Consider the following 10,585-nt stretch of genomic DNA (forward strand, 5'->3'; position numbering starts at 1 on the left):
GTGCGCAGGGGGTTCGCCGCGCCAGGCGACCCCGGGTTCACCGGGAGGAGTGGCGGTACGAGAGAGTCCGAGCGCACAGCGAGAGCTACTCCGATCGATGTGAGGAGTGCGCAATGAGGTTCCGTGCGACGTCCCTCGCGGCGCTCGCGGCCATCCCGCTGGCCCTGAGCGCCTGCGGAACGGCACCGGCGCCCAAGCCCGTGCCGGCGCCCCAGGCGGCGGGCCCGGAGGGGATCGAGTGGGCAGGCCGGTTGTGCGGGCTGGTCAACGACTTCTCCGCGTCCCAGAAGAACCTGCCGCCGGTGGACAAGACGAACACGGCGGCGATGAAGAACTCGGTGGTGTCCCGGCTCGACACCGCGACCAAGACCGCCGACGACACGGTCCGCGGGCTGCACGAGCTGCCGCCGTCGCCGATCCAGGGCGGGGACCAGGTCAACCAGGGCATCCAGGACGGCTTCAGCCAGATCCGGGAGATCCTGGCGGGCGCCCGGGCCAAGGCCGACCAGGTCGACCCGAACGACAAGCAGAAGTTCAGCGAGGGCATGACCGCGCTGCAGGGCGAGCTGCAGAAGACCTCCCAGGTCGACCTGAACAGCAAGTTCGGCGCGCTGGAGAGCAACAAGCCCCTCGCCGAGGCCGCCAAGCAGGCCCCGGGCTGCAAGCCGTTCTTCAACCCGGCCCCAGCGCAACCGGCCCCAGCGCAACCGGCCCCAGCGCAACAGGCTCCCGCCCAACCGGCCCCGAACCAACCCGGCTAACAGCCCCTCACCTGGGTGAACGTCACGATTTCAATGGAAATCGGGAACCTGATTTCCATTGAAATCGTGTCCGGCAGGCGTCGGGACTCATTCGATCGGGTTACAGTGGTGGATAATCTCGAACTCCTGTTCTAGCATCCCGAGCGTGGACCAGCTGTCCTTCTACTCGGCAGAGGCTCGGCGGGCGGACGTCGTCGACCTCGCGGGCATGCTGTGCGGTCCCGGGCAGGCCGTCGGGTTCGGCCGCGGGACCGCCGCGAGGCTGTCGGTGGTCGTCGACGCCGAGTGGCGCGCCCGCTGCCTGCTCGCCGCCTGCGCCGAGCGGGGAGTGCAGGCCGAGCTCGGCCGCTCCGACGAAGGCCGCCCGCTGGTCCGCACCGCGTTCCGCTCCGACCTCACCGGCATCGCCGCGCACTGGCTGCGCGGCGCCGTGAAGTCGGTGCCCTCCGGTTTCGTGCCGGACGGCTGGGTCCTGCGGATGTGGGCGCTCACCTCCGGCAGCGCCGACGCGCACGGCTACCGCCTCGGCCTCGACCCGCACGCGCCCGACACGCACGAGGCGCTCGCCGAAGCGCTCCGCGGCTGCGGGCTGCCCGCCAAGACCATCGGTGCCAGGGCGGGTGGACCGGCCCTGCGCGTGACCGGCCGCAGGCGCCTGGCCAGGCTTGCGGAGCTGGTCGGACCGCTGCCCGATGGTGCGATCGAGGGAATGATCCCGCTCGTCTCCTGAGCGGGTTGACGCACATCACGCCAGGTCACGAAACGGAACACCTGGGTAACCCGATACGTTCGTACAACAAGACGTCGACGAATATCGGCGTGTTATATGCAACCCTGTGCCTTCCCGGTGCAGCACGACGAACCGTGCGGCGCGCACACTCCAGGGACGAAATGGATGGGCGCCGGGTGCAAGGGATGCTTCCGGAAGAAGAGAGCAGGTAAGCGTTGGCTGGGTCGACACGGACGAAGAAGGCCGGCGGCGGGGCCGGTCGGGCTTCGGGGTCTCCCAACGGGAACGGCTCCGCTACCCGGCGCTTGGTGATCGTCGAGTCACCGGCGAAGGCCAAGAAGATCGCCTCCTACCTCGGCTCTAACTTCATCGTGGAGTCCTCGCGTGGGCACATCCGCGATCTGCCGCGCAACGCCAAGGACGTGCCCGAGAAGTACAAGGGCCAGGCGTGGGCGCGACTGGGTGTCGACGTCGAGAACGACTTCGAGCCGCTGTACCTGGTGAGCGCCGACAAGAAGTCGACGGTCACCGAGCTCAAGGACGCCCTCAAGCAGGTCGACGAGCTCTACCTCGCGACGGATGGTGACCGCGAGGGCGAGGCCATCGCGTGGCACCTGCTGGAGACCCTCAAGCCCAAGGTCCCGGTCCGCCGGATGGTCTTCCACGAGATCACCGAGTCGGCCATCCAGGCCGCCGCCGCCAACCCGCGCGACCTCGACCAGGACCTCGTCGACGCCCAGGAGACCCGCCGCATCCTGGACCGCCTCTACGGCTACGAGGTCAGCCCGGTGCTGTGGAAGAAGGTCATGCCGAAGCTCTCGGCGGGCCGCGTGCAGTCCGTGGCGACCCGCGTCGTCGTCGAACGCGAGCGCGAGCGCATCCGCTTCGTCTCCGCCGAGTACTGGGACATCGCCGCGACCATGGACGCCGGCCCGGACGCCTCGCCGCGTCGCTTCGGGGCCCGCCTGGTCACGGTCGACGGCGCCAAGCTCGCCTCCGGCCGCGACTTCGGCCCGGACGGCCGGCTGAAGAACGCCGACACCAAGGTGCTCGACGAGACCGAGGCCCGGCGGCTCGCCGCGGCGCTGACCGACGCGCAGCTGCACGTCTCCAGCGTCGAGGAGAAGCCCTACACCCGGAAGCCCTACGCGCCGTTCATGACCTCCACGCTGCAGCAGGAGGCCAGCCGCAAGCTGCGCTTCTCGGCGGACCGCACGATGCGCACCGCGCAGCGGCTGTACGAGAACGGCTACATCACCTACATGCGAACCGACTCCACGACGCTGTCCGAGACGGCGATCGCGGCGTCGCGCAACCAGGCCCGCGACCTCTACGGCGAGCAGTACCTGTCGCCGCAGCCGCGGCAGTACAACCGCAAGGTCAAGAACGCGCAGGAGGCGCACGAGGCGATCCGCCCGGCGGGCGAGAGCTTCCGCACCCCCGGCGAGGTGGCCAACGAGCTGTCCAACGACGTCGACGGCTTCAAGCTCTACGAGCTGATCTGGCAGCGCACCATCGCCTCCCAGATGGCCGACGCGAAGGGCACCACGCTCTCGGTGCGCATCACCGGCACCGCCACCAGCGGTGAGGAGTGCACCTTCGCCGCGTCCGGCCGCACCATCACCTTCCCCGGGTTCCTCAAGGCCTACGTCGAGGCCGTGGACTCCGAGGCCGGCGGTGTCGCCGACGACGCCGAGTCGCGGCTGCCGCAGCTCGCCCAGGACCAGCCGATCACCGCGCCGGAGCTGGAGCCCGACGGGCACACCACGAACCCGCCGCCGCGCTTCACCGAAGCGAGCCTGGTCAAGACGCTGGAAGAGCTGGGCATCGGTCGCCCGTCGACCTACGCGTCGATCATCAGCACCGTGCAGGAGCGCGGCTACGTCTGGAAGAAGGGCTCGGCCCTGGTCCCGTCGTGGATCGCGTTCGCCGTGGTCGGGCTGATGGAGCAGCACTTCGGCAGGTTGGTCGACTACGACTTCACCGCCGCGCTGGAGGACGAGCTGGACGGCATCGCGGAGGGGCGCGAGGAGCGCACCCGCTGGCTGTCGGGCTTCTACTTCGGCGGCGAGGTGGGGCCGGAGGACTCGATCGGTCGCGCCGGTGGGCTCAAGAAGCTGGTCGGCTCGTCGGTCGAGGAGATCGACCCGCGCGCGATCAACTCGATCCCGATGTTCGACGACGAGGACGGGCGCACCATCTACGTCCGCGTCGGCCGCTACGGGCCCTACCTGGAGCGGACGCTGGAGGACGAGACGGCGCAGCGGGCGAACCTGCCCGACGACCTGCCGCCGGACGAGTTGACGGTGCAGATCGCGGAGAAGCTCTTCGCCACCCCGATGGAGGGCCGCAGCCTCGGCACCGATCCGGAGTCGGGCCACGAGGTCGTCGCCAAGGAGGGCCGCTTCGGCCCGTACGTGACCGAGGTGCTGCCGGAGGGCGACAAGTCCAAGCCGCGCACCGGCAGCCTGCTCAAGTCGATGTCGCTGGACACCGTGAGCCTCGACGACGCGCTGAAGCTGCTGTCGCTGCCGCGCGTGGTGGGCACCGACCCGGAGTCGGGCAACGAGATCACCGCGCAGAACGGCCGCTACGGCCCGTACCTGAAGAAGGGCACGGACTCGCGGTCGCTGGAGACCGAGGAGCAGATCTTCTCGATCACCCTCGACGAGGCGCTCAAGATCTACGCGCAGCCGAAGCAGCGGGGCCGCCGTGCCGCCGCCGCGCCGCTGCGCGAGCTCGGTGAGGCTCCCGACACCGGCAAGGCCCTGGTGATCAAGGACGGCCGCTTCGGCCCGTACGTCACCGACGGCGAGACCAACGCGTCGCTGCGCAAGGGCGACGCGGTGGAGGAGCTGTCGATGGACCGCGCTGTGGAGCTGCTGGCGGAGCGGCGGGCGAAGGCCCCCGCGAAGAAGAAGGCACCGGCGAAGAAGTCGACGACCTCGAAGACCACGGCGTCGAAGAGCGCTGCGTCGAAGAGCACCGGGTCGAAGACCGCGGCGGCGAAAAAGACCACGGCGTCCAAGTCGACCACCGCCAAGAAGACCACGGCATCGAAGTCGACGGGCACCAAGACCGCCGCGAAGAAGACCACCGCGTCCAAGTCCACGGCGTCGCGGTCGAGCACCTCGAAGTCCTGACGGCCGCGTCGGTGCGGCATCGTAGAGTCGTGACCCGATAGCTCGGCACGAGGGAGTTGACGCGATGCGCACCGGCGCTCCGGAGGTACCCGCGACCGGGGTGTGGGCGGAGGTCGTCGGCCAACCGGACGCGGTCGGCACGCTGCACGCGGCGGCCGACGCGGCCCGCAGGCAGGTCCGGGGCGAGCCGGTGCCGCCCGGCGCGATGACGCACGCGTGGCTGTTCACCGGGCCGCCCGGTTCCGGCCGGTCGATCGCGGCCAGGGCCCTGGCCGCCGCGCTGGAGTGCGAGGACCCGGACGAGCTGGGCTGCGGTCGCTGCACCGCCTGCCGCACGGTCCTGCAGGGCACGCACGCGGACGTGAAGCTCGTGGTGCCGGAGGGCCTGTCGATCTCGGTGGCGGAGATGCGCGCCCTGGTGCAGGCCGCCGCGCGCCGCCCGAGCACCGGGCAGTGGCGGGTGGTGCTCATCGAGGACTCCGACCGGCTCACCGAGGGCGCGGCGAACGCGCTGCTCAAGGCGGTCGAGGAGCCGCCGCCGCGGACCGTGTTCCTGCTGTGCGCGCCGTCTGACCACCCCGAGGACGTCTCAGTGACGATCCGCTCGCGGTGCCGCGTGGTGCAGCTGCGCACGCCGCTGGCGGGCGCGATCGCCGAGGTGCTGCGCGAGCGCGACGGCATCGAACCGGAGCTCGCGGAGTGGGCGGCCGAGGTCTGCGGCGGTCACATCGGGCGCGCCCGGCGGTTGGCCACCGACGAGCAGGTCCGCGAGCGCCGCGAGTCGGTGCTGCGGATCCCGCTCGGGCTGCAGCGCTTCTCGGACGTGTTCACCGCGGCATCGGGCCTGGTCAAGCTGGCCGAGTCGGAGGCGGTCACGGCCAACGAGGAGCGCAACGAGGCCGAGCGCGAGGAGCTCAAGACGGCGATGGGCGCCGGTGGCACGGGCAAGGGCACGGCCTCGGCGACCCGAGGCGCCAACGCCGCGCTCAAGGAGCTGGAGAAGCGCCAGAAGTCCCGGGCCACCCGGTCTCAGCGGGACGCCCTGGACCTGGCGCTGGTCGACCTGGCGGGCTTCTACCGGGACGTCCTGGTCACCCGCACCGGCTCGGGCTCGGCCCTCAACCACCCCGACTTCGCCCGCTCCTCGCAGAAGGCCGCGACCGAGTGGACCTCGGAGTCCACCCTCCGCCGCCTCGAAGCGGTCCTCGAATGCCGGACGGCCCTGAACCAGAACGTCAAACCCCTCATCGCGGTCGAAGCGATGCTCGCCACCCTCTTCACGGGCTGAATCCCACGACTTCTGGGGTGGGACAGTTTTCATGAAAACTGTCCCACCCCAGGACCCCAAACTCGGTGTCGCGTTGAGTGGTTGGACGCGCAGTTTTCATGAAAACTGCACGACCCGAGAACCCCGATCCCGGGTGTCGCGTTGGGTGGTTGGAGTGACAGTTTTCATGAAAACTGCACCACTCCACGAACGTTGACCTGGGACGACGTCCTCTCACCTCGTGCACTGGGGAGGGACAGTTTTCATGAAAACTGTCCCTCCTCCTGAGGACGTTGATCCTTGGGTTGTTTTGGGTGGTGGGGGTGCAGTTTTCATGAAAACTTCACCCCACCACGAGGGGTCAGTGCTTCGCGTTGCGTCGGCGGGGGAAGGCGGCGACGAGGATCGAGCCGAGCAGGAGGAGTCCGGCTCCGGTCCAGAAGATCGGGACGGCGAAGTAGCTGCCGCTGGTGAGGGCGAGGGGTTCGGTTCGTCCCTGGTGGTAGTCGGCGGGCACGGCGCCCGCGCCGCTGTCGTCGCCGGTGGCTCCGGCGGCCGGGGGTTCGCAGTTGACACCGCCCGCGGGCGCGGCGGCGCGCGCGACCTGCTCGCCGAAGGAGATCTGGGCCAGCGAGGCGGGCAGTCCGAGCTTGGCGCCGTCGAGGATCTTCAGGTCGAACAGCCGCGCGGTGCCGCGGATCTCGGTGCCCTGCGCCTCCTGCTTGAGCTCGCCGACGCTGAGCCGCAGCACCCCGAGGTCCAGCACGCCCCGGTCGAGGCCGGGGATCGCGGGGATCGGCACGTCCTGGGTCGGGTTGGCGGCGTCGAGCACGGCGAGTTCCTTGCCGCCCTGGCTGATCCGCAGCACCGGCGCGGTGTAGTCGACGCGCGAGGTGGCGGGGTCCCCGGTCGCGGTGGCGGTGAGCGTGGGCTTGCCGACGACCTGGATCGACACCTCCTGCGGCGTGCCGCTGAACAGCTTCACCTCCGAGATCGCCAGCTCCGAGGTGGAGACCACGGCCTTGTTGGCCTGTCCGGGGACGTCGGTGAGCTGCACGTTCGAGTGCGCTTCGGCCAGCGAGGGCACGTCGACGAGCGGGCCGGTGAGCCCGGGGACCGACCCACTGCCCATCGTGTAGCGGGCGTCGGACAGCGGCGCGACGCCGCACGGCCCGGTCTGCTCGTTCCACCGCGCGTGCACGCTGCCGTTGAGGGCGTTGAGCTTGACAGGAACCTCGCCGGGGGCGGGCGGGGTGAGGGAGTTGGTGATCGGACCCTCGCGGTCGGGCAGCGCGGCTTGGGCGATCCCGCCGGGGACTTGCGGGACGTCGCCCATGATCGCGACGCCGAACGGGGACGCTTCGGCGAGGGAGTGCTCGTGCGCGAGGTAGGCCTCGGAGTTGACCTGGGCGATGGCCCGGCCCATGCCGGCTTCCAGGACGGACTGCTTGGGCAGCTTGCTCTCGAACTCGGGCTCGTCGAAGAAGGAGTCGCCGGGCGCGGTGGCGGGCAGCAGCCGCACGATGCCGAGCATCGTCCCGGCGTCGCCGACGACGGGACGCGGCGTGGTGTCGGGGATGCGCCCGGGCGGCTGGTTGGGGTCGACGGGGTGCGGCGTCGGCGTCGTGGGGTACGAGCCTTGGGCCATCGCCGCGGGCATCGAGATCCCGGTCAGCGCCAGGGTCACCGCGGTGCAGGCGCAGAGCCGACGAAACGCGCGCATCCGACTTCCTCCGTGATAGGCGTCACTGCCTCAGCGGTGTATCAACGATCACATCGGCCGCAGGTGACGGTCGGATAGCCGCGCGTGTTCGCCAGTCCGAGCTGTGCCGGACCCCCGGCGAGCGCCGCGAGGGCGCCAGCTACACTTGTCCACGCACGCCGCCTTAGCTCAGTCGGCCAGAGCGACGCACTCGTAATGCGTAGGTCGGGGGTTCGATTCCCCCAGGCGGCTCGGTAGGGAAGGCCCCAGTTCACCCCGTGTGAACTGGGGTCTTTTCTTTGCCTCACGCAAGCTTGACTTCGCCGGACCCGAGCGGATCACCCGTTGCGGGCCCACAGGTACCGGCCCGGCCTCTCGGAACGAGCGCCGCAGCGGCCTCCGCAGCCTCGCGGGCGACATGCGGCAGCACGCTCGTGCAGGTGTCCGGCGTGATCGTGATCGACGAGTGGCCCAACATCTCTTCCGGCCCACACCAGCGCGGCGGTGCGGCGGTGCGGAGATCGCCGGTTGAGCACCACAACGCCACCGTGATCCCCACAAGGTGGAGGATGCTCAGGGCGATGACCGCGACGATCTGATCGCTACTCATCCCGATCATCCCGGCGGGCGCGGGCGTAGCGCACACCGGCTGCACGAACATGGCGGGACCTGCTGTGGTGACGATCGCGACCAGTGGTGGATGGACCCCGCTGGACGCGCCGACGGTGGCGAAACAGATGGTCATACCGCCGTTGAGCACCGAGTACGCGAGATCGACCAGCGCTGTCCCGCCGAGTAGGACACGTCTCCGGGGACTCGTCTGCGTTGTAGCCCCTTCCGCAGGTCAGGGTCGGTGGCGTGCCAATCGCCACCGGCTCGACGTTGGGCGGACGTACCTGCGGCCCTTTCCCGAACGTGGGAACGGGCCGGTTCCGCTTTCCGGCCGGGTTGTTGCAGAACCGGCGAAAGACCGCAGGACACCCCCAGTGACCTGCGGTCTTTCACTTTCACTGTCCGAGTTCCGTCACCGCTGTGAACCGGGGCTGCGTGACGGTCTTCGTTCGGAAGACGCGGCGGGACGGGTGAAGGTTGTTCCCGGGCCCGGAGATTTCTAGGTCCACTCGGCGTCGATGACGAGATCCGCGGTGCGGCTGCGCATCGCGCGGGCGGTGTTGTCGAGGTAGGAGGCGAGGCGCTCGTAGTCCTCGGCGGAGTACCAGCCGTCGACGACGTCCGGCAGCGCGATCTCGAAGGAGCGGATGACGCCGCGCATCCGCATGGCGATGTCGCGATCGGTCAGCACTCGCGGGCCCCCGAAGCATCCGGCGCCGAAGGCATCGGCACGGCCGCGAGCTCGTGCGCCCGCGCGTTGCACGCCCCGCAGGTCGCGAAGAACCAGCCGATCTCGCTGAGATCGGCCTCCGCCACGAGCCCGCACAACGCGGTGAAAGTCTGCCCCTCCCCAGGACGTTCGGTCGTCGCATGCCGTTCCCCACCAGCAGGCCGCCAGCAGAACGGGTGGGGCGAGTAGAGACGCGTGTTGTTCATGGGGGCACTCTTGCGCCGTTGACCAAGGATTTTTTGCCACGGAGGCAACCGCTCGATCGGGTTACACGCGCAGTCCCGAGCGGTACGCCATGCCGCGGAGTTCGCGTCCGATCGCGTCGCGCTTGGCCTTGGTGAGCAGTTCGGCGAGCACCGACCGCATGAACGGGTGCCGGTGGATGCGGGCCGGTGAGATCTGCTCGGCTCGCCGCAGCATGAGAACCGCTTCGTCGCGCTGCTTCGGCAGCCGAGCCAGAGCGCGCCCGTACTCCCGGTAGTAGGCGCTCCGCCGGGTCGGTGACGGCAAGGCGTCGACGTCCACCGTCTCCGCGATCTTCGCGGCTTCCGCGTGCTCACCGGCTTCCAGAGCGACGGACATGCGCCACACGCCGACGTTGCTCGGGCCGAAGCCGAAGTCGAAGGCGTTGCCCTCGCCGGTGTGCCGGGCGAGATCGGTGGCGGCGTCGAGCGCGGCACGTCGTCCCGCCTCGTCTCGTTGAGCTGCGAGGACGAGCGACGAGGTGAGCGTGAGCATCCCGGAGACCTGCGTCGACTCGTCGGTCGCGGTTCCGGGGTCGGCGGCTGCGAGCGCACGTGCCGCGAGATCGAACCCTCCCGCTCCGAGCAGTCCGAACGCCGTGCCGAAGGCGCACACGGCCGTGTAGGGCGGTTCGTCGAGCCGTTCCGCTGCGCGTTGCGCGAGAGTCACCGCCTGCCAGGAGAGGTCCAGCGGAGCGCCGATGTCGCCGAGCCAGGCCTGGGTGACCTGCACGTGCGTGAGGACCAGCATGCGCAGGAGTTCTCGCCCGTCGCGGCCGGCGTTCAACGTCTGGTGCAGGTCTCGGACGAGATCCGGGAGTTGCGCGCCCACGGCCGCGTAGTCGCATTGTCGTTGCGCGGTCAGGATTTCGTCGACGCGTGCCTGGAGCTGGTCGACCGGTTGGATCCGGCCGCGCGGTTCTCCCATGCTCACCGCGAGCAAGGTCAGCCGGAGTTCGCTCAGGGCGCGATCTTCGCTGGCCTGCTGGGGTGCGGTCAGGGAGGCGCCCGTGATCTCGCTCGGCGCGACATCGAGCGCGTCGGCCAGGGCCGCGATCAGCGATCGGCGATCGAGCGCTCGATCACCCGATTCGAGCCGGGAGAGGTAGGAGGGGGAGATCCCGGCCAGCCCGGAGATCACCGCGAGCGATTTGCCGCGTGCCTTGCGGATCTCGCGAAGCCTCGTCCCTACAGCGTCGGTCACGACGGATCACCACTCTCCGCAGCGGGTCCTCCCGAGCGTATCGACAACTCGGCTCCGCGAGGAGGGGCCGCCTGCGAAGGCCACGGCTTCGCGGGTGGCGCTTGTTCGGTGGGGTCTCGGGTGGTGGTGTGGGGCTGCGGACAGTTTTAGCCATAATTGCCCATGATCAATGTCCCTTTTGTCCGGTCAATTAT

At 69.8% G+C, this 10,585-nt stretch carries 9 protein-coding genes and 1 tRNA gene; 5 read left to right on the forward strand and 5 right to left on the reverse strand.

The genetic code is table 11. The features are described 5' to 3' along the window. Positions 1 to 113 precede the first annotated feature (113 nt). The 4 genes from QFW96_RS29630 to QFW96_RS29645 all read left to right on the forward strand — a co-directional run bounded on the left by QFW96_RS29630 (position 114) and on the right by QFW96_RS29645 (position 5,922). A complete protein-coding gene (locus QFW96_RS29630) occupies positions 114 to 761 on the forward strand; it encodes a hypothetical protein (RefSeq protein ID WP_281459052.1) in 648 nt (215 codons plus the stop codon). Between the two features lie 145 nt (positions 762 to 906). Further along, positions 907 to 1,491 carry a hypothetical protein gene (locus QFW96_RS29635; protein WP_281459053.1) on the forward strand — a complete coding sequence of 195 codons (585 nt, stop codon included), beginning with the start codon at positions 907 to 909 and terminating at the stop codon, positions 1,489 to 1,491. A gap of 305 nt (positions 1,492 to 1,796) precedes the next feature. Next, positions 1,797 to 4,634 carry a type I DNA topoisomerase gene (gene topA / locus QFW96_RS29640; RefSeq protein WP_281459054.1) on the forward strand — a complete coding sequence of 946 codons (2,838 nt, stop codon included), beginning with the start codon at positions 1,797 to 1,799 and terminating at the stop codon, positions 4,632 to 4,634. A gap of 64 nt (positions 4,635 to 4,698) precedes the next feature. Then, a complete protein-coding gene (locus tag QFW96_RS29645; protein ID WP_281459055.1) occupies positions 4,699 to 5,922 on the forward strand; it encodes a DNA polymerase III subunit delta' in 1,224 nt (407 codons plus the stop codon). A 340-nt stretch (positions 5,923 to 6,262) separates the two neighbouring features. On the opposite strand, the gene QFW96_RS29650 is transcribed toward QFW96_RS29645, so the two are convergent. After that, positions 6,263 to 7,624 (reverse strand): hypothetical protein, encoded by a 1,362-nt coding sequence (locus QFW96_RS29650; RefSeq protein ID WP_281459056.1) that lies wholly within the window; start codon positions 7,622 to 7,624, stop codon positions 6,263 to 6,265. 157 nt (positions 7,625 to 7,781) lie between these two features. Here QFW96_RS29650 and QFW96_RS29655 point away from each other — a divergent pair. Further along, positions 7,782 to 7,855 (forward strand) — tRNA-Thr (locus QFW96_RS29655). A 52-nt stretch (positions 7,856 to 7,907) separates the two neighbouring features. Here QFW96_RS29655 and QFW96_RS29660 read toward each other — a convergent pair. The 4 genes from QFW96_RS29660 to QFW96_RS29675 form a co-directional block, all read right to left on the reverse strand. Then, positions 7,908 to 8,363: a hypothetical protein gene (locus QFW96_RS29660; protein ID WP_281459057.1), complete on the reverse strand. Its 456-nt coding sequence runs from the start codon at positions 8,361 to 8,363 to the stop codon at positions 7,908 to 7,910. A 351-nt stretch (positions 8,364 to 8,714) separates the two neighbouring features. Further along, on the reverse strand, positions 8,715 to 8,906 hold the full coding sequence (locus tag QFW96_RS29665) for a hypothetical protein (RefSeq protein WP_281459058.1): 192 nt from the start codon (positions 8,904 to 8,906) through the stop codon (positions 8,715 to 8,717). Next, positions 8,900 to 9,151 carry an HC3 family zinc finger protein gene (locus QFW96_RS29670; RefSeq protein ID WP_281459059.1) on the reverse strand — a complete coding sequence of 84 codons (252 nt, stop codon included), beginning with the start codon at positions 9,149 to 9,151 and terminating at the stop codon, positions 8,900 to 8,902. The genes QFW96_RS29665 and QFW96_RS29670 overlap by 7 nt, the downstream gene beginning before the upstream one ends. Positions 9,152 to 9,212: 61 nt before the next feature. Further along, a complete protein-coding gene (locus QFW96_RS29675) occupies positions 9,213 to 10,391 on the reverse strand; it encodes a helix-turn-helix domain-containing protein (RefSeq protein ID WP_281459060.1) in 1,179 nt (392 codons plus the stop codon). Positions 10,392 to 10,585: the final 194 nt, after the last annotated feature.

This window comes from Saccharopolyspora ipomoeae (genome assembly GCF_029952525.1).
GTDB classification, from domain to species: Bacteria; Actinomycetota; Actinomycetes; order Mycobacteriales; family Pseudonocardiaceae; genus Saccharopolyspora; species Saccharopolyspora ipomoeae.

Coding starts and splice junctions, on each gene's coding strand:
- QFW96_RS29630 (WP_281459052.1), top strand. CDS start 114: ATGAGGTTCCGTGCGACGTCCCTCGCGGCGCTCGCGGCCATCCCGCTG.
- QFW96_RS29645 (WP_281459055.1), top strand. CDS start 4,699: ATGCGCACCGGCGCTCCGGAGGTACCCGCGACCGGGGTGTGGGCGGAG.
- QFW96_RS29650 (WP_281459056.1), bottom strand. CDS start 7,624: ATGCGCGCGTTTCGTCGGCTCTGCGCCTGCACCGCGGTGACCCTGGCG.
- QFW96_RS29670 (WP_281459059.1), bottom strand. CDS start 9,151: ATGAACAACACGCGTCTCTACTCGCCCCACCCGTTCTGCTGGCGGCCT.